Origin of the sequence: Nocardioides lentus (assembly GCF_039529515.1) — a bacterium.
Lineage (GTDB): Bacteria > Actinomycetota > Actinomycetes > Propionibacteriales > Nocardioidaceae > Nocardioides > Nocardioides lentus.
Map to the genome: position 1 here is coordinate 211,461 of NZ_BAAAMY010000004.1, position 22,201 is coordinate 233,661.

The 22,201-nt window shown below is 73.9% G+C and carries 18 protein-coding genes; 11 read left to right on the forward strand and 7 right to left on the reverse strand.

All coding sequences use genetic code 11. The annotated features are described in order from the left end of the window. The first annotated feature begins 38 nt into the window (after nucleotides 1-38). Both ABD158_RS07790 and ABD158_RS07795 read left to right on the forward strand, forming a co-directional pair. Complete coding sequence (locus ABD158_RS07790) at nucleotides 39-2,198, forward strand: M1 family aminopeptidase (RefSeq protein WP_344005827.1); 2,160 nt, start codon at nucleotides 39-41, stop codon at nucleotides 2,196-2,198. 63 nt (nucleotides 2,199-2,261) lie between these two features. Further along, nucleotides 2,262-3,119, forward strand: coding sequence for an alpha/beta hydrolase family protein (locus tag ABD158_RS07795; RefSeq protein WP_344005829.1), 858 nt, complete (start codon nucleotides 2,262-2,264; stop codon nucleotides 3,117-3,119). An 11-nt stretch (nucleotides 3,120-3,130) separates the two neighbouring features. On the opposite strand, the gene ABD158_RS07800 is transcribed toward ABD158_RS07795, so the two are convergent. Then, nucleotides 3,131-3,946 carry an ABC transporter permease gene (locus ABD158_RS07800; RefSeq protein ID WP_344005831.1) on the reverse strand — a complete coding sequence of 272 codons (816 nt, stop codon included), beginning with the start codon at nucleotides 3,944-3,946 and terminating at the stop codon, nucleotides 3,131-3,133. After that, the gene (locus ABD158_RS07805) at nucleotides 3,943-4,953 is read right to left on the reverse strand and encodes an ATP-binding cassette domain-containing protein (protein WP_344005833.1); all 1,011 of its coding nucleotides are present in this window, start codon (nucleotides 4,951-4,953) and stop codon (nucleotides 3,943-3,945) included. Before ABD158_RS07805 ends, ABD158_RS07800 begins: the two co-directional genes overlap by 4 nt. A 62-nt stretch (nucleotides 4,954-5,015) precedes the next feature. Between ABD158_RS07805 and ABD158_RS07810 the strand changes: the two genes are divergently transcribed. Further along, a complete protein-coding gene (locus tag ABD158_RS07810; RefSeq protein ID WP_344005835.1) occupies nucleotides 5,016-5,978 on the forward strand; it encodes a helix-turn-helix transcriptional regulator in 963 nt (320 codons plus the stop codon). A 163-nt stretch (nucleotides 5,979-6,141) separates the two neighbouring features. Continuing rightward, a complete protein-coding gene (locus tag ABD158_RS07815; protein WP_344005837.1) occupies nucleotides 6,142-7,221 on the forward strand; it encodes a TerC family protein in 1,080 nt (359 codons plus the stop codon). On the opposite strand, the gene ABD158_RS07820 is transcribed toward ABD158_RS07815, so the two are convergent. Beyond that, on the reverse strand, nucleotides 7,218-8,069 hold the full coding sequence (locus ABD158_RS07820) for a DNA-formamidopyrimidine glycosylase family protein (protein WP_344005839.1): 852 nt from the start codon (nucleotides 8,067-8,069) through the stop codon (nucleotides 7,218-7,220). The two genes, ABD158_RS07815 and ABD158_RS07820, sit on opposite strands and share 4 nt — an antisense overlap. 176 nt (nucleotides 8,070-8,245) lie before the next feature. Next, nucleotides 8,246-9,667, reverse strand: a complete 1,422-nt coding sequence (locus ABD158_RS07825) for an HNH endonuclease signature motif containing protein (protein WP_344005840.1) — start codon at nucleotides 9,665-9,667, stop codon at nucleotides 8,246-8,248. A 196-nt stretch (nucleotides 9,668-9,863) separates the two neighbouring features. Here ABD158_RS07825 and ABD158_RS07830 point away from each other — a divergent pair, with 196 nt between their 5' ends. Further along, nucleotides 9,864-10,241 (forward strand): sterol carrier family protein, encoded by a 378-nt coding sequence (locus tag ABD158_RS07830; RefSeq protein ID WP_344005842.1) that lies wholly within the window; start codon nucleotides 9,864-9,866, stop codon nucleotides 10,239-10,241. Nucleotides 10,242-10,251: 10 nt separating this feature from the next. Next, nucleotides 10,252-11,634: a dipeptidase gene (locus ABD158_RS07835; RefSeq protein WP_344005844.1), complete on the forward strand. Its 1,383-nt coding sequence runs from the start codon at nucleotides 10,252-10,254 to the stop codon at nucleotides 11,632-11,634. Nucleotides 11,635-11,645: 11 nt separating this feature from the next. Here the strand turns inward: ABD158_RS07835 and ABD158_RS07840 are convergent, their stop codons facing one another. Further along, nucleotides 11,646-13,472: an ATP-binding protein gene (locus ABD158_RS07840; RefSeq protein WP_344005845.1), complete on the reverse strand. Its 1,827-nt coding sequence runs from the start codon at nucleotides 13,470-13,472 to the stop codon at nucleotides 11,646-11,648. Between the two features lie 99 nt (nucleotides 13,473-13,571). Here ABD158_RS07840 and purF point away from each other — a divergent pair, with 99 nt between their 5' ends. From purF to ABD158_RS07855, 3 genes are all read left to right on the forward strand, one after another. Then, the gene (gene purF, locus ABD158_RS07845; protein ID WP_344005847.1) at nucleotides 13,572-15,170 is read left to right on the forward strand and encodes an amidophosphoribosyltransferase; all 1,599 of its coding nucleotides are present in this window, start codon (nucleotides 13,572-13,574) and stop codon (nucleotides 15,168-15,170) included. Between the two features lie 10 nt (nucleotides 15,171-15,180). Further along, nucleotides 15,181-16,275, forward strand: coding sequence for a phosphoribosylformylglycinamidine cyclo-ligase (gene purM, locus ABD158_RS07850; protein WP_344005849.1), 1,095 nt, complete (start codon nucleotides 15,181-15,183; stop codon nucleotides 16,273-16,275). Between the two features lie 133 nt (nucleotides 16,276-16,408). Continuing rightward, nucleotides 16,409-16,588, forward strand: a complete 180-nt coding sequence (locus ABD158_RS07855; RefSeq protein ID WP_344005851.1) for a DUF3073 domain-containing protein — start codon at nucleotides 16,409-16,411, stop codon at nucleotides 16,586-16,588. Between the two features lie 108 nt (nucleotides 16,589-16,696). Here ABD158_RS07855 and ABD158_RS07860 read toward each other — a convergent pair whose 3' ends face one another. Continuing rightward, nucleotides 16,697-17,806 carry a Glu/Leu/Phe/Val dehydrogenase dimerization domain-containing protein gene (locus ABD158_RS07860; RefSeq protein WP_344005853.1) on the reverse strand — a complete coding sequence of 370 codons (1,110 nt, stop codon included), beginning with the start codon at nucleotides 17,804-17,806 and terminating at the stop codon, nucleotides 16,697-16,699. Nucleotides 17,807-18,037: 231 nt separating this feature from the next. Between ABD158_RS07860 and ABD158_RS07865 the strand changes: the two genes are divergently transcribed. Then, nucleotides 18,038-19,597 carry an LVIVD repeat-containing protein gene (locus ABD158_RS07865; RefSeq protein ID WP_344005855.1) on the forward strand — a complete coding sequence of 520 codons (1,560 nt, stop codon included), beginning with the start codon at nucleotides 18,038-18,040 and terminating at the stop codon, nucleotides 19,595-19,597. Nucleotides 19,598-19,836: 239 nt separating this feature from the next. Here the strand turns inward: ABD158_RS07865 and ABD158_RS07870 are convergent, their stop codons facing one another. Further along, nucleotides 19,837-20,499, reverse strand: coding sequence for a DUF305 domain-containing protein (locus ABD158_RS07870; protein ID WP_344005857.1), 663 nt, complete (start codon nucleotides 20,497-20,499; stop codon nucleotides 19,837-19,839). 136 nt (nucleotides 20,500-20,635) lie between these two features. On the opposite strand from ABD158_RS07870, the gene ABD158_RS07875 reads away from it, so the two are divergent. Next, a complete protein-coding gene (locus tag ABD158_RS07875) occupies nucleotides 20,636-22,189 on the forward strand; it encodes an LVIVD repeat-containing protein (protein WP_344005859.1) in 1,554 nt (517 codons plus the stop codon). Nucleotides 22,190-22,201: the final 12 nt, after the last annotated feature.

Sequence of the window (22,201 nt, forward strand, 5' to 3'; positions counted from 1 at the left end):
TTTCGCCTACCTGTCCCGGTCCCGCCCGAAAGGTCCCCATGCCCCTGATCCGCCGCACCGTGCCCGCCACGGTGCTCCTCCTGACGGCTGGCCTCGCCGCCGCCGTCGTCCCCGCCACGGGCGCGGCCGCCGCCGACCCGGTGGACGGTCCCCAGACCTCCGGCGACCGCCTGTTCCCGAACGTGGGCAACGGGGGCTACGACGCCCAGCACTACGACCTGGACCTGGCCTGGACGCCGGGCGCGACCCTGGCCGCCAGCACGCTGCAGGCCACGGCCGAGATGACCGCTGAGACCACCGGGTCCCCGCTGCGGTCCTTCTCGCTCGACTTCGAGCCCGGGAGCATGACGGTCTCGGAGGTGCTGGTCGACGGCGTGCCCGCGGCCCACACGCTGGTGCAGGACGCGGAGGCGATCAAGCACAAGATCGTGGTCACGCCGACCGCGCCGGTCGAGGGCGGGTTCAGCGTCGCGATCACCTACGCGGGCGTCCCGACGCGTCACGTGGACGCGGACGGCTCCTTCGAGGGCTGGAACGTCACCGACGACGGCGCGACGTTCCTCAACCAGCCGATCGGCTCGATGACCGGCTACCCCAACAACAACACCCCGTCGGACAAGGCGACGTACACGATCGACGTCGACATCCCCGACACCATCACCAACGGCGCCGGCACCGGCGCCGCGGCCGCCGCCAGCAACGGCGAGCTCGTCGCCCGCGAGCCGAGCGGCACCGGCCGCACCACGTGGCGGTGGGTCCAGGAGGAGCCGATGGCCTCCGAGCTCGCCATGATCTCGATCGGCAAGTACGACGTGATCGAGGCCGACGTGCCGCTCGCCGACGGGCGCACCATCCGCGAGTGGAGCTTCGTCGACTCGGCGATCTCCACGACCGCCAAGGCGTCCATCAACGTCCAGCGCAACCGGTGGACCGGCGTCCTCGACGGTCTCGCGGGCATCTACGGCCCGTACCCGGGCAACAGCACCGGTGTGGTGGTCGACCGCGTGCCGGGCGGGATCAGCTACGCCCTGGAGACCCAGGACCGCTCGTTCTTCCCGGGCAGCGTCAACGCCAACACCTTCGTCCACGAGGCCGCGCACCAGTGGTACGGCAACCACGTCGCGCCGCGCGAGTGGAACGACCTGTGGATCAACGAGGGCATGGCGACCTGGGTGCCGACCTGGTTCAACAACGAGGTCGACCCGCCGACCAGCGGCACCACGACCGAGGGTGCCAACTACGTCAGCTGGAACAGCTCCCCGGCCGACAGCGCCAACTGGACGGTCCCGCCGGCCGGCATGACCGACTCGGCGGACCTCTACGGCTACCAGAGCTACACCCGCGGCTCGCAGATGTGGGAGGCCCTGCGCCTGTCGATCGGTGACGACGACTTCTTCACGTTCGTCCGCGCCTGGCAGGACACGTACGGCGGCGGGAGCGCCGGCATCGAGGAGTTCACCGCGCTCGCCGAGGAGGTCTCGGGCGAGGACCTCGACGCCTTCTTCACCGACTGGGTCCGTGACGCCGACAAGCCGGCCTGGCCGCAGCGCTTCGACCTCTCGCTGTCCGAGCAGGCCGCCTCCCGGCCGGTCGAGCCCGGCTCGACGGTCACCTACACCCTCACCGCGGCCAACCGCGGCCTGTCGCGGCTGACCTCCAGCACCGCGAGCGTCGAGCTGTCCGACGTGCTCGACGACGCCGAGCTCGACCCGGCCGGCCTGCCCGAGGGTCTGACCCTGGACGGTGACGTGCTGACCTGGGCGGTGCCGGGCACCGCCCGCCGCGCCCGCTCGGAGGTCTCCTTCGACGTCACGGTCGACGACGCCGCGGCCGGCTCCCGCCTCGCCGCGGTCGCGTCGCCGACCTCGCTCGGCGGCTTCTGCGTCTCCGGGCGGGCCTGCACCAGCGACCTCGGCGTGCGCGAGCTGCGCGCGATGACGCTCAAGCCCCGGCCGAAGGTCGCCGGGCAGCCGGTGGTCGGCCGCACGCTGCGCGCCCAGCCGGGCCGTCACGACGACGGGGTGCGCCTGTCCTACCGGTGGCTGGCGGGCGGCAGGCTCGTCGCCGGCGCCCGGGGGGCGACGCTCGTGCTGAAGCCGTTCCAGCGCGGCGAGGCGATCGCCGTCCGCGTGGTCGCGACCAAGCCGGGCTTCGAGCGGCTGGTGCGCACCAGCGCCCCGACCGCGCCGGTGCGCTGACCCGTACCGTCTGACGACCGGTCACCCGCCCTCCCCGCTTCGTCGGGGTGCTTCGATGGGCGGGTGGCCGGTCGTCGTGCGTTCCTGGGGCTGCTGCCCGCCGCCCTGGGCGTCCGCCTGCTGACCGCCTGCGGCGTCGTGTCCGGCCCGCAGCAGGGAGCGCCGCGTCGCGAGGGGGACGGTGTGCAGGAGATCGCGTACGGCGAGGGGCCGTCGCAGTTCGGTGAGCTGACCCGGCCGGAGGGGACCTCGCGTGGCGTGGTCGTGGTGATCCACGGCGGGTTCTGGCGCTCCGAGTACGACCTGTCGCTCGGCCGGCCCCTGGTCGCGAGCCTGGTCGCCGAGGGCTGGACCGCCTGGAACCTCGAGTACCGCCGCGTCGGGAGCGGGGACGGCGGCGGGGGCGGGGTGCCCGCGACCCTCGACGACGTCGCGGCCGGCATCGACGCGCTCGCCGACGTGACCGACCTCGACACCTCGACGGTGATCACGCTCGGCCACTCCGCGGGAGGTCACCTCGCCGCGTGGGCCGCGGGCCGCGCGGCCACCGGCCGCTGGGGGGACGTCCGCGTCCCCGTGACCGCGGTGGTCTCCCAGGCCGGCGTCCTCGACCTCACCGCCGGCGCCGACGAGGGGCTCGGCGGCGGTGCCGTCCAGGCCTTCGTCGGGGCGCCGCCCGGCCCGTCGTACGACGAGGTGGACCCGCGCCGCCAGCTGCCGCTCCCGGTGCCGGTGCGGTGCGTCCACGGCTCCGGCGACACGATCGTGCCGCCCGCGCAGTCCACGACGTACGTCGAGGCGGCGCGGGCGGCGGGGGCCGACGCGGAGGAGGTCGTCGTCGACGGCGACCACTTCGTCGTCATCGACCCCGACTCCGAGGCGTGGACCCGGACCCTCGAGGTGCTCGCCGAGCTCGCCTGACGGCGCGCGGGTCAGGCCGAGCGGCGCATCCCCCGGACCCCGACGAGCAGCCCGAGGACGGCGACGGCGGCGGCGGCCACGAGGCCGGCGGCGACGTCAGCGGCCGGGAAGGACCCGGCGAACAGCGCCCGCTCGGCCTCGATCACGTAGGTCATGGGGTTCAGCGCGGCGAGCACCCGCAGCCAGGCCGGGGCGCCGTCGAGCGGCAGCAGCACCCCCGCGAGCAGCAGCAGCGGGAACACGACCGTCTGCTGGACCCCCCAGAACAGCCACGGCTCGCCGTGGGCCACCAGCCCCAGCGCCAGCGAGAGCGCGCCGACCCCGACGGCGAACAGCGAGAGCACCACCATCCCGAGCAGCACCCCGGCCGGGTGCAGGTCGAACGAGAACGGGGTGACGACGGCCAGGATGATCGCGGTCTGCGCGAGCATCGGCACCACCTCCTTGAGGGCCCGGCCCACGAGCAGCGCCGAGCGCCGCAGCGGTGAGACCAGCATCCGCTCGTGCGAGCCGGTCAGCATCTCGTCCATCAGCCCCGCCCCGGCGAACGAGGCCCCCATCAACGCCGTCATCGTCACGATGCCCGGCACGAACCACTGCAGCGCGGACCCGCCGGGCACCTCGGGCAGCAGGGGGGCGAACAGCGCGAGGAAGACCAGCGGCTGCATCATCGCCATCAGCACGCTCGCCGGCTGCCGCCGCAGCGGGGCGAGCTCGCGGACCGCGACGTTGCGCACGTCGCCGAGCCAGGACGGCCGCCGCGGCGCGTCGGGTCCGCGGCCTCGGGTGGGGGCGGCGGGGTCGGCCCGGCCGGTGGTCGTGCTCATGCGGCGGTCTCCTCGCTGCGCTCGCTGCCGGGGCCGTCCTCGCGCAGGCGGCGACCGGTGAGGGCCAGGAAGACGTCGTCGAGTGTCGGGCCGCTGACCTCGAGGCTCCCGACCGCGTCGCCGTCGGCGGCGAGCGCGGCGACGAGCCCGGCGACCGCCTCCCGCCCGTGGGCGACGCGGACCCGGACCTCGCGGTCCTCGACCGTCACGGACGGCGGCTGGCCCTGCCGTCCGCGCAGCCGCTCGGCCCGGGTCGCCGCCCGGGCGGCCGCTGCGGGATCGGCCAGCCGGAGGACCAGCAGGTCGCCGAGCGCCGACTTCAGGGCGGTGGCGGTGTCGTCGGCCACGATCCGGCCGTGGTCGACGACCACCACGCGCTCGGCGAGGGCGTCGGCCTCCTCCAGGTAGTGGGTGGTCAGGACGACGGTGCAGGCGCGCTCGGCGTGGAGGCGTCGGACGAGGTCCTGCAGGTGGGCCCGGTTCTGCGGGTCGAGGCCGGTGGAGGGCTCGTCGAGGAACAGCACGTCGGGGGCGTGGACGAGCCCCATCGCGATGTCGAGCCGACGCCGCTGGCCCCCGGACGATCCGATCGTCGGGCGGTCCACGACCGCGGCGAGGTCGAGGTCGGCGACCAGCTCGTCCGCGCGCTCCCGCGCCCGCGCCCGGGACAGGCCGTGCGCCCGGCCCTGGCTGACGAGCTCGTCGCGGCCCCGCTGCTGGTGACCGGCGCCGTTGCCCTGCCCGACGTACCCGATCGCCCGTCGTACGGCGTCCGGGTCGGCGAGCACGTCGTGGCCGGCGACGCGGGCGGTGCCCGAGCTCGGCGGGGTCAGGGTGGTCAGCATCCGCAGGGTCGTGGACTTGCCGGCACCGTTGGGCCCCAGCAGCGCCACGAGCTCCCCGGCGCCGATGCTCAGGTCCAGGCCGCGCACGGCCTCGACACGCGTGCGGTGGGACCCGAAGTGCTTGGTCAGGCCGCGGGTCTCGATGACGGGTGATCTGCTCATGACGACGACGCTACGGAGTCATGCGGTCAGGTCCTGGCCTCAATCGGACCTAGTCTCGACCCATGTCGACCAGTGCCCGGATGCTCCGCCTGCTGTCCCTGCTGCAGACCCACCGCTACTGGCCGGGCGCGGAGCTCGCGGACCGCCTCGAGGTCAGCGCCCGCACCCTGCGGCGCGACATCGAGCGCCTGCGCGACCTCGGCTACGACGTCGACGCGGTCCGCGGCGTCGCCGGCGGCTACCAGCTCCGGGCCGGCAGCGGGTCGATGCCGCCGCTGCTGCTTGAGGACGAGGAGGCAGTCGCGGTGGCCGTCGGCCTGCGCAGCTCGGCGGCGGGGTCGGTCAGCGGGATGGAGGAGACCTCCGTGCAGGCGCTGACGAAGGTCGTCGCGATGATGCCGCCCCGGTTGCGCCGGCGTCTCGACGCGCTCCGCGAGGCCACCGACCCGGCGCCCGGTCCGGGTCGCGGCCCCGTGGTCGACGCTGGCGTGCTGACCACGCTGGCGCAGACGGCGCGCGACGCGGAGGGCCTGAGCTTCGACTACACCGCCCGGGGCGAGCAGGAGCCGACCCGGCGCCGGGTGGAGCCCCACCGCCTCGTGGCCCTCGGCCGGCGCTGGTACCTCGTCGCCTGGGACCGCGACCGCGCCGACTGGCGTTCCTTCCGCGTCGACCGGGTGGGCGACCCGACCCCGACCGGGCTGCGGTTCCGGCCGCGCGACCTGCCGGCGCAGGACGCGACGACCTTCGTGCGCCGGGGCATCTCCCGCATGCCGGGCCGCTACGCCGTCCGGCTCAGGGTGGCGGCCTCGGCCGAGGACGTGCGCCGGATGCTCTGGGGCAACGGCGAGGTCACGGCCGTGGGGGAGAGCGCCTGCGTCGTCGAGCTCGGCAGCGACCGGCTGGAGTGGCCGGTGATGCTCGCCGCGGCGCTCGACGCCGAGTACGTCGTGGAGTCCCCGCCGGAGCTGGCCGCGGCGCTGCGGGCGACCGCGGAGCGGATGGTGCGCGCCACAGGCGCTTGAACGGGCCCGGCGGGTCCGTCATCCTGGTGGCGTCACGCAGGAGGGGAGTACCCCACCTCGTCCCGACGTCGTCAGTACGGCGCCACCCGGCGTCCGGCGGAGGGGGCCACCCGCAGCGCGGTGGTCGGGGGAGACCTCCGGTCCACCGACCGGGAGGTTCCCCATGGACGTGCCCCTGTGGCTCTGGTCCGCCGTCGTCGGCGGCATCGTGCTCATGCTCGCCGTCGACCTGTTCGCCCACCGCCGCGCCCACGTGATCGGCGTGCGGGAGGCCGCGGCGTGGTCCGCGGTCTGGGTCGCGATCGGCGTCGGGTTCGGCGCCTGGATCTGGTCCGCGTACGGCGCGGAGCTCGGCCAGCAGTACTTCGCCGGCTACCTGATCGAGAAGTCGCTCGCCGTCGACAACGTCTTCGTCTGGGCGATCATCTTCACCTTCTTCGCCGTCCCCCGCGAGCTGCAGCACCGCGTGCTGTTCCTCGGCGTGGTCGGGGCGCTCGTCCTGCGCGGCGGCTTCATCGCGGCGGGCTCCGCCGTCATCGACGCGTTCTCGGCGGTGCTCTACGTGTTCGCCGCGTTCCTGCTCGTCACCGGCGTGCAGATGATCCGCAGCCGCGACAGCCACGTCGACCCGTCGCAGTCGCGGGTCGTGGCCTGGTTCCGGCGCGCGGTCCCGATGACCGACACCTTCCACGGGCAGCGGTTCCTGGTCCGCCGCGGCGGTGTGCTGCTGGCGACGCCGCTGCTGCTGGTGCTCGTGCTGGTCGAGGTCACCGACGTGATCTTCGCCGTGGACTCGATCCCCGCGATCTTCGCGGTCACCTCGGAGCCGTTCCTGGTGTTCACCGCCAACGCCTTCGCCCTCCTGGGCCTGCGGGCCATGTACTTCCTGCTCGCCGACCTGATGCACCGCTTCGTCTACCTCAAGCTCGGTCTCGCGGTCGTGCTGATCTGGGTCGGCATCAAGATGGCGCTGCAGGTCGACGTCTACAAGGTGCCCACGACCGTCTCGCTGGCGGTGATCGCCACGGTCCTCGCGGTGGCGATCGGCGCCAGCCTGTGGCGCACGCGCGGACAGGCCCGCGTCGAGCCGGCCGCGCCGACCGACCCGCCGTTCCGGGTGGCGACGGCGGCCGAGGACGCGGGGCTCACCACGGCCTGGCGCCGTCGGCCCCTGGCCGCCGCGACGCACGACGCGCCCGCGGGGCCGTCGGGGCCGTCGGGGGCATCGGGCCCGTCGGACTAGGCGAGGCCCGCGGCGCCGGGCACCAGGCCGTCGGCGCCGCGGGTCTCGGGGCCCGGCCCCGGCTGGCAGTGCGGGCACCACGACGTACGCCGGTGGTCGGAGGAGTTCACGAAGGCCTGGACCTGTCGGATCTCGGTGCCGCAGCGCCGGCACGGCTTGCCGCCCCGACCGATCACCCAGTGCGACTGGCCGGGCCGGTTGACGCCGGTGGTGACCTGGTAGGCGTCCTTGGCGAGCGCGGAGTGGCGCAGCGCCCTCGCGGCGAGACGCACCAGCTGCTCGACGTCCACCTCGGCGAGCGGCGTCCACGGCGACCGGCCCACGAGGAAGGCCAGCTCGTTGGCCCACAGGTTGCCCAGGCCCGCCATGATGCGCTGGTCCAGCATCGCGGGGGCCAGCTGCCGGTCGGGCTGTGCGCGGAACCGTGCGATCGCGGCGCCGAGGTCCCAGTCCTCCCGCAGCGGGTCCGGCCCGAGGTGGCCCACCACGGTGTCCTCGTGGGCGGTCTCGACCAGCTCCACGATCGCCAGCCGCACGCCGTACGCCGTGCCCGCGCCCTCGGCGGCCAGCAGCACCCGGACGTCGGGCATGAGGTGGCGCGGCAGCCGCTTGCCGGGGCCGGTCGTCTTCCAGGTGCCCTCCATCTTCTGGTGGCTGTGCAGCGTCAACCCGCCGGAGAACCGCGTCAGCAGGTGCTTGCCGTGGGAGTCGTGGCCCAGCACGGTGCGGCCCGCCAGCGACGTGGTCGCCAGCTGCGGCACCCGTAGGTCGCCCCGCTCCAGGACACGCCCCGCGAGCACGCGGTCGAGCTTCCGCGCGTTCTTGTAGACGCTGTCTCCCTCCGGCACCCGACCACGGTGCCCTGCCCACCCCACGGCCATGCCCGAGCGGCTCCCGGCCGGCGGGCAGGCTGAGGGCGGACCCGCTGCCGGTCGAGGTGCGAGCGTGCGAGGCACGGGCGGGTGAAGAAGGGCGGGCGAGTTCCGGGACCCGGTGACGTGAACGATCGTTCTGGCGCGGGGGCCTATTGGCGTCGGTGGAAGGTGGCCTCGCCGGTGGCGCTCCAGTGGGTGTCGTAGCGGGTGTCGTGGACGCGGCGGTGGTGGTGGGGACACAGCAGCGCGCCGTCGGTGACGGTCGTGGTGCCGCCGTGTGCCCAGGGGGTGCGGTGGTGGCCGTCGCACCAGGCGGCGGGGATGGTGCACCCGACGGCCTGGCAGACGGTGTGGGCGACCTCGAGGGCGGCGCGGAGCCTGCCGTCGAAGAACCGCCGGGTGCGGCCGGCGTCGAGGACGACCGAGGCGCCGCCCATGACGGCGGGCCAGATCCCGGCGCCACACATGAGGCGGCGGGCCTGCTCCAACGAGAGGTCGACCCCGGTGGTGGTGCTCGCGAGACCGTTCTCGGACACCTCGCGGCGCAGCCGTTCCTCGTCGACGACGACGGTGACGGCGACCGACGTGCCGTGCCGCTGGGGCAGGGTGGTGGTGTCGAGGTTCTCCAGCAGCGTGCAGAACGCTTGACCCCGCCGCTGCGCACCGGACAGGTACTGCCCGTCGTCCGGCTTCTGACCGTCCGACGTCTGGCCGTCCGGCTTCTCGTCTCCGACTGGAGTCGGGGGCTGGGTCAGGGTGTCCAGGACGGTGTCGAGGATGGAGGCGTGCAGGGCGGGGAGGTCGGCGGTGACGCGGATGAACCCCTCCCCGATCCCGCGGGTGGTGAGCTTCGTGCGCCGCCACGCGTCGCGTTCGGCGCGGGCGAGGCGTTCGGCCTCGATCTGCTCGGCCCGGTCGGGGTCGACGACCTCCAGCACGTGACGCGCCAGCCGAGCGACCTCGGCCGGGGAGAACTGGGTGCAGTACTCGATCAGCTGCAGCTCGACCGCCTCGACCAGCTCGTCTGCACTCAACGCATCTGCACTCAACGCGTCCGCGCACGACGACTCCTCACCCGAGGACTCCTCGCTTGAGGGGTCGGTGTTGGTGGCGAGGAGGTCGACCGGGAGCGCGTCGAGGCACTCGACCACCACCCGGGCGTGCTCGGGGGACACCAGCCCGTCGAGCATCGCGGCGGACAGGTGGATCCGTCTCGTGATGCGGGCGCCGAGCCTGGCCTCCGCGGCGAGGCGGCGGGGGTTGGCGCAGGTGCGGTGCGCCAACCAGTCCGCCGCCGACCGGGCCCCGGCGGCGACCTGCACACAGCCGGGTCCCGCAGCGTCGTCGAGCGCGGCGAGCGCGGCCTGCTTCATCGTCGTCACCCGGTCGGCGATCTGCTGCAGCGAGGCCAGGTAGTAGCCCTGCTCGGCCGTGGGCAGCCAGGACGGGTCCGAGCCCGCCGCCAGGGCGGTGGTCATCTCATCCAGCGTCGCGATCATGGTCTGCACGCCACCGACCAGCGGGTGGGAGCCCCCGCCCCACCTCGCCTCGAGCGCCGCGCTGGTGACCATGGACCTGAACCTAGACGCGACCACCGACACCGGACCCGGCTGTCAGTCCACTCTCCACACCCCGGGCAGACCCCGGTTTCGGCGGTCTCGACCCCGTGCTGGCCGGGGCTCGCAGACTGCTCGACCACCTCGAGTCGGCTCGCGGGTTGCTCAACCGCCGCAGGGGTGGCGACCACCGACGCGGGATGATCGGAGCATGCCGCCCCGCCGCCGTCGCGCCGACCCCGACGCCCTCGTCGCCGCGCGCGCCGCGGTCGACGGCGGCGACCCCGACCGGGCCAGCCTCAAGCTCCTGGTGCGCCACTACCTCGACGAGCTGGCCGAGCGCTCGCCCGGCGCGAGCGTGGAGGTCCGCGTGCCGCCGTACGCCGCGGTGCAGGCGATCCCCGGGGTGCGGCACACGCGCGGCACCCCGCCGGCCGTGGTCGAGACCGACGCCCTGACCTGGATCGCGCTGGCCCGCGGCGAGCTGTCGTGGACCGACGCGGTCGCCGGCCACCGGATCCGCGCCTCCGGGGAGCGGGCCGACCTCGCGCCGTACCTGCCCCTCGGTGCCGGTCCGGGCGCCTCCTAGTCTCGGGGGCATGACGAGTCCCGCCGACGTCGAGACCCTCCGCGCCCGCCTCGCCGAGCAGATGCCCCGGCTCCGGGCGGACCTCGAGGACCTGGTCCGCATCGAGTCGGTCAGCGCCGACCCGGCCCGCGCCGGCGAGGTGCGCCGCAGCGCCGAGGCGACGGCCGCGCTGCTGCGCGGCGAGGGGATCGAGGACGTCCGCATCGTCGCCGCGGACGGCGGCGCGCCGGCCGTCATCGCCCGGCGTCCGGGGCCGCCCGGAGCGCCGACGGTGCTGCTGTACGCCCACCACGACGTGCAGCCCGAGGGTGACCACGCCGCGTGGGGCTCGCCCCCGTTCGAGCCCACCGAGCGGGACTCGCCCGGCGGCCGGCGGCTCTTCGGCCGCGGGGCGGCCGACGACAAGGCCGGCATCGCCGCCCACCTCGGCGCCCTCCGGCTGCTCGGCGACGAGCTCGCCGTCGGCGTCACCGTCTTCGTGGAGGGCGAGGAGGAGGTCGGCTCCGAGACCCTGCCGGCGCTGCTCGCCGAGCACCGCGAGGCCCTGGCGGCCGACGTGATCGTCATCGCCGACTCGACCAACTGGGACGTCGGCGTGCCGGCCCTGACGACGAGCCTGCGCGGCCTGGTGCGGGCCGACGTCACGGTGCGCACGCTGACCCACGGCGTCCACTCGGGCATGTGGGGCGGGCTCGTGCCGGACGCCCTGATCGCCCTCTCACGGCTGCTCGCCACGCTGCACGACGACACCGGCGACGTCGCCGTGGCCGGGCTGCACACCGGGCCCGCCGCCGACGTCGACTACCCCGAGGAGCGGCTGCGCGCCGAGTCCGGGGTCGCCGCGGGCGTGGACTGGATCGGCACCGGCAGCGCGGTCGAGCGGTTGTGGACCCGGCCCGCGCTCAGCGTCACCGGCCTCGACGCCCCCGCCGTCGACGGCGCCTCCAACACGCTCGTGCCCGCCGCGCGCGCCAAGATCTCGATGCGCATCGCCCCCGGTGACACCGCCGCGTCCGCCGCCGAGGCGCTGACCGCGCACCTGCACGCCCACGCCCCCTGGGGCGCGCAGGTCGACGTCAGGGTCGTCGACACCGGCGAGCCGATCGCGATCCACGCCGAGGGCCCGGCGTACGACGTGGCGCGCGGCGCGTTCGCCGACGCCTGGGACGGCGTCGCCCCGGTCGACCTCGGGGTCGGCGGCTCGATCCCCTTCATCGCCGAGTTCCTCGGGGCGTTCCCCGACGCCGCGGTGCTCGTGACCGGGGTCGAGGACCCCGACACGCGCGCCCACGGTGCCGACGAGGGGCTGCACCTCGAGGACTTCGCGCGGGTCGTGGTCGCCGAGGCGCTGCTGCTGGCGAGGCTCGCCGACGGGTCCGCGCCGACGAGCTGACCGGGCCCCGCTCAGCCGGGTGCGGCGGGCAGCTCGACCCGGAAGGTGGTGCCCTCGCCGAGCACGGAGCGCACGTCGATGCGGCCGCGGTGCCGCTCGACGATGCGGGCGACGATGGTCAGCCCGAGGCCGGTGCCGGGCTGGGCCACCGCGACCGGGTTGGTGGAGCGGAAGAACTCCCCGAACAGCTGCTCCTGGTCGACCTCGGAGATCCCGATGCCGTGGTCGGTCACCCACAGCTCGACGCACACGTCCGGGCCGTGGGCGACCCGTCTCACGCCGAGCTCGACCCGGCCGCCGGCGACGCTGTACTTCACGGCGTTGCTGACGAGGTTGGTGCACAGCTGGTCCAGCTCGTCCTGGTCGCCCAGCGCGAGCACCGGCGCCTCCGGCAGGTCCACGTCGAGGACCACCCCGCGGGTCTCGGCCTGGACCTCGAGCAGCTGGGCGGTCTCGCGCAGCGCGGCGCCGAGGTCGACCGGGGCCGGGTCGAGCACGTTGTGGGGGTCGCCGACCTTCGCCAGCATCAGCAGGCTGTCGACGAGGTGGTGCAGACGGCTCGCGCCGCGCCCGATGGCGTCGACCGACGTGCGCCCGCGGCTGCTGAGGTCGGGGTCCATGCCCAGCATCTCGACGTGGCCGACCACGGTGCTCAGCGGCGTCTTCAGCTCGTGGGAGACCGTGGCGATCAACCGGCTCTTGTAGGCGTCGAGCGCCTGGAGCTCGTCGACCAGGCGGCGCTCGCGCTCGAAGAGCCGGGCGTTGAGCAGCGCGCGGCCCAGGTCGTGGCCGATGTCGAGGGCCGCGGTGGCCTCCGCGTCGCTCCAGTCGGGGTCGCTGTCGTCACGGGTCAGCGCGAGCAGCCCGGAGCACTCCTGACCCGCCCCGAGCGGCACGACCATCACCGAGGTGACCGCGACCGACGCGAGGTAGTCGCAGACCGCCTCGTGCTCCGCGGGGGCCAGGAGCCAGTCCTCACGCCGGGGCGAGACGACCAGGGTCCGCTGCTCGGCCCAGCAGGCCCGGGCGATCTTCTCGCCGAGCGCGACCATCTCGGGCTCCAGGCGCAGCTGGGCGCCGTCGGAGGAGTGCAGGCGCCCCGGACCGTCGCCGTCGGCGTCGAACGTGTGCAGCCACAGACCCTGGATGTCGAAGCCGTCGACCACGGCCTCCTTGGCCGCGTCCAGCAGCGCGTCGGTCGACAGCTGCCCGCTGGCCTCGCGGACGACCTTCCGGGCGGCGTCGGCGAGGCGGACCCGCTCGGAGAGCCGTGCCCGCTCGACGGCGGTGAGGATCGCGCGACCGGCCTGCTCGGCGTACGTCTCGAGCTGGCGGCGACGCTCGGCCCCGGGTCGCAGCCCGTCGTCGGGCAGGTCCACCGACATGGTGCCGCGCACGACCCCGTCGGCGTCGGTGATCAGCGCGATCAGCAGGTCGAGCGGGTGCCACGCGTCGGGGGAGTCGACGGGCTCGTACTGCGGGACCCAGCCGATCGTGCCGACCGCCGAGCTGAGCCGCTCGTGGGGCACGAAGCGCAGTCGCGGGCCCCAGTGCTCGGCGACGGCGAGCTCCTCGGCGAGGCCGGCCATCGGGCTGAACGTGCCGAGCAGCTCCTCGCGGGCGCTGTCGTCGCCGCCGACGGCCACGACCTCCAGCTCGCCGGTGTCGTGCAGCACGCTCAGGGCCGCGACGCCGAACCCCACGAGCTCGACCACGCCGTCGGCGACCACCTGCAGGCTGTCGCGCAGGGCGGTGTGGGACCAGGCCTCGGCCATCACCCGGTGGATCCGGTACGTCGTCAGCTCGCTCGGCTCGGCCTCCGCCACGTGGTGGTTCACCCCCTCAGGTCCCCATGCCCCGTGAATGGTAGGCCCACGCACCGGTCCGCGGGCCCGCCCGCGCCCACGTGGACCCACCCCGGGCCCTAGACTCGGGGGGTGCCCTTCTCCAGCAGCGCGCGCAAGGGTGGCGACGGGCGTCTGACCCACGCCCTCGACCCCGAGGACCTCGGACCCCAGGACGCCTGCGGCGTGTTCGGGGTGTGGGCGCCCGGCGAGGACGTCGCCAAGCTCACCTACTACGGCCTCTACGCCCTGCAGCACCGCGGGCAGGAGTCCGCGGGGATCGCGGTCAGCAACGGCCGCCAGATCCTCGTCTACAAGGACATGGGGCTGGTCTCCCAGGTCTTCGACGAGGCCACCCTCGAGGCCCTCAAGGGCCACGTCGCGATCGGCCACTCGCGCTACTCGACGACCGGCGCCAGCACCTGGCTCAACGCCCAGCCGACCTTCCACCCCACGGCCGAGGGCTCCATCGCGCTGGCCCACAACGGCAACCTGATCAACACCGCCGAGCTGGCCCGCATGGTGGAGGACCGCAGCCTGCTCGACGGCGAGCTCGACCTCCGCATCGACGCCGGCCCGGGCGCGACCAACGACACGAGCGTGGTCACCGCGCTGCTCGCCCACCACCCCGGCCAGAGCGTCGAGGAGCGGGCCGCGGAGGTCCTGCCGCAGGTCCGCGGGGCGTACTCCTTCGTCTGGATGACCGAGGACACGCTGTACGCCGCCCGCGACCCCCAGGGCATCCGCCCCCTGGTCCTGGGTCGACTCGACCGCGGCTGGGTCATCGCCTCCGAGACCGCGGCCCTCGACATCGTGGGCGCGTCGTTCGTGCGCGAGGTGGAGCCCGGCGAGATGGTCGCGGTCGACTCCGACGGCCTGCGCAGCCACCAGGTGAGCGAGCCCGCGCCCAAGCACTGCCTCTTCGAGTTCGTCTACCTCGCCCGGCCCGACACCCGGATGACCGGCAAGCGCGTGCACAGCGTGCGGGTCGAGATCGGTCGCCGGCTCGCGCAGGCGTTCCCCGCGGAGGCGGACCTCGTGATCCCGGTGCCGGAGTCCGGCACCCCCGCCGCGATCGGGTACGCCGAGGCCTCCGGCATCCCCTACGGGATGGGCCTGGTCAAGAACTCCTACGTCGGGCGCACCTTCATCCAGCCCAGCCAGACCATCCGGCAGCTCGGGATCCGGCTCAAGCTCAACCCGCTGCGCGACGTCATCGAGGGCAAGCGCCTCGTCGTGGTCGACGACTCGATCGTGCGCGGCAACACCCAGCGGGCGCTGGTGCGGATGCTCCGCGAGGCCGGGGCCCGCGAGGTGCACGTGCGGATCTCCTCGCCGCCGGTGAAGTGGCCCTGCTTCTACGGCATCGACTTCGCCACCCGCGCCGAGCTCATCGCCAACGGGCTGACGATCGAGCAGATCCGGACCTCGATCGACGCCGACTCGCTCGGCTTCATCGAGCTCGACGACCTCGTCGACGCGACCACGGTGCCCAAGGACGACCTGTGCCGGGCCTGCTTCGACGGCGTGTACCCGATCCCGCTGCCCGACGCCTCCGAGCTCGGCAAGGACCTGCTCGAGACCCCCTCCGGACCGGCCGTGCCGGCGGTGCAGCCCGGTGCGCGCACCCCCGACGGCCTCGCCGCCACCACGGCCGGCGCCGGTGCCCCCGACTCGCTCCGCCACCCCTGAGGAGGCCGCCATGGCCCCGTCCGACCCCACGACGTACGCCTCCGCGGGCGTGTCCATCGACTCCGCCGACAAGGCGGTCGCCCTGATGAAGGGCGCCGTCGAGCGTGCCCGGCGCCCCGAGGTGATCGGGGGGCTGGGCGGCTTCGCCGGGCTGTTCGACGCCAGCGCGCTGCGCGGCTACGCCCGGCCGCTGCTGGCGACCTCCACCGACGGCGTGGGCACCAAGGTCGCCATCGCCCAGGCGATGGACACCCACGACACCATCGGCTTCGACCTGGTCGGGATGGTCGTCGACGACCTGGTGGTCTGCGGCGCCGAGCCGCTGTTCATGACGGACTACATCGCGACCGGCCGCGTCGTCCCGGAGCGGGTCGCCGCCATCGTCTCGGGCATCGCGGAGGCCTGCGTCGAGGCCGGCTGCGCCCTGGTCGGCGGCGAGACCGCCGAGCACCCCGGACTGATGGCGCCCGACGAGTACGACGTGGCCGGGGCGGCGACCGGCGTGGTCGAGGCCGACCGGCTGCTGGGCCCGGGCCGGGTCGCCCCCGGTGACGTGGTGGTCGCGATGTCCGCCTCCGGGCTGCACGCCAACGGCTACTCGCTGGTGCGCCACGTCTTCCTCGAGCGCGCGGGCTGGGCGCTGGACCGTCACGTCGACGAGCTGGGCACCACCCTCGGGGAGGAGCTGCTGACCCCCACCCGGATCTACGCGAGGGCCTGCCTGCGTCTCGCCGCCGAGACCCGGACCCACGCCATGGCCCACGTCACCGGCGGCGGGCTCGCGGCCAACCTGGCCCGGGTCGTGCCCGCCGAGCTCGAGGTCGTCCTCGACCGCGCCACCTGGACGCCGCCCCCCGTCTTCTCCCTCGTGCGCGACGTCGGGCAGGTCGCCGTCGAGGACCTCGAGCACACCCTCAACATGGGGGTGGGCATGGTCGCCGTGCTCGACCCGGCCGACGCGGACCGGGCCCTGGAGGTCCTCCAGGCCGCCGACGTGCGGGCGTGGGTGCTCGGCGAGGTGCGGGCCGCGGCCGCCCCGGCGGCGGGTGCCGGCGAGCTCGCGGGCGGCGCAGTGCACCTGTCCGGGCGCCACCCGGGCTGGTGAGTCGTACGCGACACCGTCCGGGTCCCGGGTCAGCGTGCGGATTCCTTCGGTGAACAGGTAGCGTTGCGCTCACGACACAGACCGGACAGTCCGGGCCTTCGGTGCCCGGCCAACGTGCGAGGGGGTCGACCCTATGGGGCGCGGCCGAGCTAAGGCGAAGCAGACGAAGGTCGCTCGCGACCTGAAGTACCGTACGCACGAGACGGACTTCGGGGCGCTGGCGCGGGAGCTGCACGGCGGAGAAGACGACGGCAGGGACGATCCCTCGTCCGGCGACGACGACTGGTCGGCCCCGGCCGACCGGCGGGACTGACCTCCGCCTCCACCATCTCCTGACAGCAGGACCGCGGTCACCCTCGGGTGACCGCGGTCCTCGCCTGTCGTGGCGACGGTGCGTCGGGGCGCCGGCCGCCGCGGGTGCTCAGCGGGTCGACGGCAGCCAGGTGCCGCGCAGGCGGCCGACCTCGCGCATCCGCTGCTCGGCCAGCCGGTCGGCGGCCGCGCCCGGGGGCACGCCGTCCTCCGCGGAGCGGCGCAGCACCTCGCGGGTGGTCTCGAAGATGCCCGAGGCCCGCTGCTGGGCGCGCTCGAAGGAGAAGCCCTCGAGCTCGTCGGCGACCTGGATCAGCCCGCCGGAGTTCACGCAGTAGTCGGGCGCGTAGAGGATCCCCGCGTCGACCAGCGACTTCTCCACGCCCGGGTGCGCGAGCTGGTTGTTGGCGGCGCCGCAGACGATGCGGGCCGACAGGGTGGCGACGACCTCGTCGGTCAGCGCGCCGCCGAGCGCGCAGGGCGCGTAGACGTCGAGCGCGGACGCGACGAGCGCGTCGGTGTCGGCGACGACCTCGACCTGCGGGTGCTCCTCGACGAGCGCGGCCACGGCCGGGGCGTGGACGTCGGTGACCACGACGCGGGCGCCGTCGTCGAGCAGGTGACGGGCCAGGTGGCGCCCGACCTTGCCGACCCCGGCGATGCCGACGGTGCGACCGCCCAGCGTGGGCTCGCCCCACGCGGCCTCGGCCGCGGCGCGCATCCCCTGGAACACGCCGTACGCCGTCAGCACGGAGCTGTCGCCGGCGCCGCCGTGGGCCACGGTCCGGCCGGTGACGAAGCGCGACTCGCGCGCGATCAGGTCCATGTCGGCGCTGTAGGTGCCCACGTCGCAGGCCGTGTGGTAGCGGCCGCCGAGCGACTCGACCATCCGGCCGTAGGCGCGCAGCAGGGCCTCGGTCTTGTCGCGACGGGGGTCGCCGACGATGACGGCCTTGCCGCCGCCGAGGTCGAGCCCCGCCAGCGCGGCCTTGTAGGACATGCCGCGGGAGAGGGCCAGCGCGTCGGCCACGGCCTCGGTGCCCGTGGCGTACGGGTGGAAGCGCGTGCCGCCGAGGGCGGGGCCGAGGGCGGTGGAGTGGATCGCGATGACGGCGCGGAGCCCCGAGTCGCGGTCGTGGCAGACCACGACCTGCTCGTGGTCGGCGGCGAGGTCGAGGACGTCGGCCGGGGTCGGCGCGGGGGCGGTCTCAGCGTTCATGGGTGCTCCGGGTGTCGTCACCGCTGCGGGTGGGCGGTGGTCGGTGGTGGGTGGGCCGCGTGGGTGTGCGACCTCACACCCAGGGTAGAGGGGTCCGGGGCCGCCGACGTCCCCGGACCGGAGGGGCCGCGCCGGCCCGGCCCTGTACGCCGGCTGTGCGGATGGGGTATGAAACGGGGGCACCCGGGATGCGACTCGGCGCTCGGGGCACGTCTCGGAAGGCACCACATCGTGAAGCTCCTGCCCCGCGCCGGATCCCGGCGCTCACCCGTCAGAGCCGCGGTCACCCTCGCCGCCGGCCTCGCCGTCGTCCTGACCCCCGCCCTCGTCCCGCTCGCCACCGCGTCGGGGACCGGCCCCGCCGCGGCGCCCGTGGCCGCGACCTCCGGCGCCGACCCGGAGTGCTCGCCGCAGCGGCTCCAGGGGCTACGGACCCAGGCCGACCTGTTCGCGGCCGGCTGCGCGCAGCTGGCGGAGGACTACGGCACGATGGACGACTCGTCGGCCGAGAACACCGAGCCCGGCCGGGTCGCCTCGCGCAACATGTCGCTCATCGCCCAGCGCCCGCGCTCGGCGACCTTCGCCAACGCGACGCACTCCGACCTCGCGTTCAAGGGCGACTACGTCTACGCCGGCAACTACGACGGCTTCACGGTCTTCGACGCCCGCAACCCCCGCAACCCCCGGCGCGTCGCCGAGGTGGTCTGCCCCGGCGCGCAGGGCGACGTGTCGGTCTACAAGAACCTGCTCGTCGTGAGCGTCGACTCCCCGCGCTCGGACTCCTCCTGCGAGAGCACGCCGTCGCAGACGTCCGTGCCGACCGCGTGGGAGGGCCTGCGGGTCTACAACATCAAGGACCCGGCCGAGCCGAAGTACGTCGCGGCCGTCAAGACCGCCTGCGGCTCGCACACCCACTCGCTGGCGCCGAGCCCCAACGGCAAGACGCTGTTCGCCTACGTCTCCTCCTACTTCCCGTCGGCGACCAACGTGAACTGCCCCGAGCCCCACGACAAGATCAGCGTCGTCAAGATCCCGGTCGGCAAGGCCTTCCAGGCCAAGGTCGCGAGCACCCCGGTGCTCTTCCCGGACGGCGGCAACCCGGGCGGTGGCCGTGAGCTCGCCCCGACCACCGGCTGCCACGACATCACGACGTACGTGGAGAAGAACATCGCGGCCGGCGCCTGCATGGGCGACGGGATCCTGATGGACATCAAGAACCGCTACCAGCCGGTCGTCACCGAGCGGGTCCAGGACCGCGAGAACTTCGCCTTCTGGCACTCCGCGACCTTCAACAACGACGGCACCAAGGTGATCTTCACCGACGAGCTCGGCGGCGGCGGCGGCGCGACCTGCAACCCCGACGTCGGCCCCAACCGCGGCGCCAACGGCATCTACGACATCAGCCGGGGCGGCGACCTGGTCTTCGCCAGCTACTACAAGATCCCGCGCACCCAGACCAACGAGGAGAACTGCGTGGCCCACAACGGCTCGCTGATCCCCGTCGAGGGCCGCGACATCATGGTCCAGGCCTGGTACATGGGCGGCATCTCGGTCTTCGACTTCACCGACTCGGAGAACCCCCGCGAGCTGGCCTGGTTCGACCGTGGTCCCGAGCCGGAGGGCAGCCCCGACGGCCGCGGCAACTGGTCGTCGTACTGGCACAACGGCTACGTGTTCTCCAACGACATCGGCAAGGGCCTGAACGTCTTCGACGTCACCGCCCGCGCTGTCGACGGGGCCCGCGGTGTCGACCTCGGCACCAACAACCCGCAGATGCAGAAGAGCTACTGAGCCCCACCCGCCCCCGCGGCGGTCCGCACCCGGGCCCCACGCCGTCCACCCGGACGGCGTGGGGCCCGCTGGCGTGACGCCCGAGGCCGGGCGCGCGAGGCCGGGCGCGACGAGGCCGGGCGCGACGAGGCCGGGCGCGACGGGGCCGGGCGCCGGTGCGCCGGGCGCACCGGTGCGCTGCGCGCGCCGACCCCCCGGGCGCACCCGACCTGCGAGCGTGGTGCTCGCGGGGGCGGGGCTCAGAGCTGGTCGGCGATGTCTTCCATGCGGCCGATCTCGGCGCTCTGGCCGAGGTTCATGTCGGCGGCGAGCTCGGCGACCTGCTGGTCGGTGCCGGTGGTGGCGACGTCGTCGGTCATGTCGACGGCCCCCTGGTGGTGACCCATCATCCCGGTGAGGAAGAGCTCGTCGAACTCGGCGCCGTCCGCCTCGACGAGGGCCAGGAGCGCGTCGGCGTCCAGCATGCCCATGTGCTCGCCGTGCATGCCGACGTCGACGGTGTCGTCCTCGGGGGCGGGCACGTCCTCGCCCTTGGTCGAGAGCCACTCCGCCATGAAGGCGATCTCGGGGGCCTGGGCGCCGCGGATGCGCGCCGCGAGCCGTCGTACGGCGGGGTCCTCGGCGCGGGTCTTCGCGAGGTCCGCCATCACCAGCGCCTGGCGGTGGTGCGGGATCATCATCTGCATGAACTCGACGTCCGCGTCGTTGTGGGCGTTCTCCGCGACCTCCGTGGGCCCGGTCTCCGCGGGCTCACCGGGCTTGCCGGGCCGCAGGACGAGGATGTCGTCGTCGGCGCCGGCCGAGGGCGAGCCGCTCGGCGACGCGGCGGCGGGGGAGGGGTCGGCGGCGGCGGCGTCCGCGCCCTCGGAGGAGTCCGAGGAGCATCCGGACAGGCCGATCACAGCGACGACGCTGAGAACAACCCATGACTTTTTTGTGTCCGAGATCTTTACTCGCATGGTCCGACCACGGTACGACATACCTCACCGCTGTGCGATCCCGCTGGCGGACCTTTTTGCTCGGAAGGTCGACAATCTCGTGAAGATTATCCTGCGCTCACCGCGCCGGACGGCGGCCACCCTCGCCGCCGGCCTCGTCGTGGCGCTGGCTCCCGCCGCCGTCCCCGTCCTCTCCTCGGCCTCGGAGGCCGAGCCCGACCCCGCGTGCTCCGCCGCCGAGCTCAAGCAGCTCCGCTCCGCCGCCGACCGCTTCGCCGCCGGCTGCGAGCAGCTGCCCGAGGCCTACGGCGAGATGGACGACAGCGACGCGGAGAACACCCAGCCCGGCCGCATCGCCAGCCGCAACATGTCGCTGGTCGCCAACCGGCCCAAGACCGGGGCGTTCGCCCCGGAGACGTCGTACAACTCCGACCTGGCGTTCAAGGACGACTACGCCTTCGCCGGCAACTACAACGGCTTCATGGTCTACGACATCAAGAACCCGCGGAACCCGCAGCCGGTCACCCAGGTGGTCTGCCCCGGCGCCCAGGGCGACGTGTCGGTGTTCAAGAACCTGCTGGTGGTGAGCGTCGACTCCCGTCGCTCCGACAGCACCTGCGACTCGACCGCGTCCCCGAACCCGCCCGCCGGTGGCACGCTCACCGACTACTGGGAGGGCATCCGGGTCTACAACATCAAGGACCCGGCCAACCCCCGCTACGTCGCCGCCGTCGAGACCCAGTGCGGCTCGCACACCCACTCGCTGGCCCCGAGCCAGGACGGCACGCGCCTGTACGCCTACGTGTCGTCGTACTCGCCGAGCGCCGCGCTCGCCGACTGCCAGCCGCCCCACGACAAGATCAGCGTCGTGGAGATCCCCGTCGGCAAGGCCTTCAACGCCTCCGTCGTCTCCACCCCGGTGCTGTTCCCCGAGGGCGGCAACCCGGGCGGCACCAACGAGGACGGCAACAACTACTCCGCCACCAGCGGCTGCCACGACATCACCACCTACCCGAGCAAGAACATCGCGGCCGGTGCGTGCATGGGTGACGGCATCCTGATGGACATCAAGAACCGCAAGCAGCCCAAGGTCACCGAGACGGTCCAGGACACCAAGAACTTCGCGTTCTGGCACTCCGCGACCTTCAACAACGCCGGCACGAAGGTCGTCTTCACCGACGAGCTCGGCGGCGGCGGCGCGGCCACCTGCAACCCCGAGATCGGCTCCACCCGCGGCGCCAACGGCATCTACAACATCAACAAGGCCGGCGACCTCGTCTTCCAGAGCTACTACAAGATGCCGCGCACCCAGACCAACGAGGAGAACTGCGTGGCCCACAACGGCTCGCTGATCCCCGTCGAGGGTCGCGACATCATGGTGCAGGCCTGGTACCAGGGCGGCATCTCGGTCTACGAGTTCACCGACTCGAAGAAGCCCCGTGAGATCGCCTGGTTCGACCGTGGTCCGCTGACCACGCCGGAGCAGGGCCTCGCCCTCGGCGGCTCGTGGTCCGCCTACTGGCACAACGGCCACGTGTACTCGAACGACATCCAGAAGGGCCTGGACGTCCTCGACATCAGCGCCCGTGCGGTGCAGGACGCCAAGAGCGTCCGGCAGGGCACCAACAACCCGCAGGCGCAGACCTCCTACTGAGGTCTGCTCCCC

What these genes read in the sequence shown, in the direction of transcription:
- ABD158_RS07810 (WP_344005835.1), top strand. Translation starts at nt 5,016, where the DNA reads ATGTCGACCAGTGCCCGGATGCTCCGCCTGCTGTCCCTGCTGCAGACC.
- ABD158_RS07800 (WP_344005831.1), bottom strand. Translation starts at nt 3,946, where the DNA reads ATGAGCACGACCACCGGCCGGGCCGACCCCGCCGCCCCCACCCGAGGC.
- ABD158_RS07815 (WP_344005837.1), top strand. Translation starts at nt 6,142, where the DNA reads ATGGACGTGCCCCTGTGGCTCTGGTCCGCCGTCGTCGGCGGCATCGTG.
- ABD158_RS07790 (WP_344005827.1), top strand. Translation starts at nt 39, where the DNA reads ATGCCCCTGATCCGCCGCACCGTGCCCGCCACGGTGCTCCTCCTGACG.
- ABD158_RS07805 (WP_344005833.1), bottom strand. Translation starts at nt 4,953, where the DNA reads ATGAGCAGATCACCCGTCATCGAGACCCGCGGCCTGACCAAGCACTTC.
- ABD158_RS07830 (WP_344005842.1), top strand. Translation starts at nt 9,864, where the DNA reads ATGCCGCCCCGCCGCCGTCGCGCCGACCCCGACGCCCTCGTCGCCGCG.
- purM (WP_344005849.1), top strand. Translation starts at nt 15,181, where the DNA reads ATGGCCCCGTCCGACCCCACGACGTACGCCTCCGCGGGCGTGTCCATC.
- ABD158_RS07860 (WP_344005853.1), bottom strand. Translation starts at nt 17,806, where the DNA reads ATGAACGCTGAGACCGCCCCCGCGCCGACCCCGGCCGACGTCCTCGAC.
- ABD158_RS07825 (WP_344005840.1), bottom strand. Translation starts at nt 9,667, where the DNA reads ATGGTCACCAGCGCGGCGCTCGAGGCGAGGTGGGGCGGGGGCTCCCAC.
- ABD158_RS07855 (WP_344005851.1), top strand. Translation starts at nt 16,409, where the DNA reads ATGGGGCGCGGCCGAGCTAAGGCGAAGCAGACGAAGGTCGCTCGCGAC.
- ABD158_RS07835 (WP_344005844.1), top strand. Translation starts at nt 10,252, where the DNA reads ATGACGAGTCCCGCCGACGTCGAGACCCTCCGCGCCCGCCTCGCCGAG.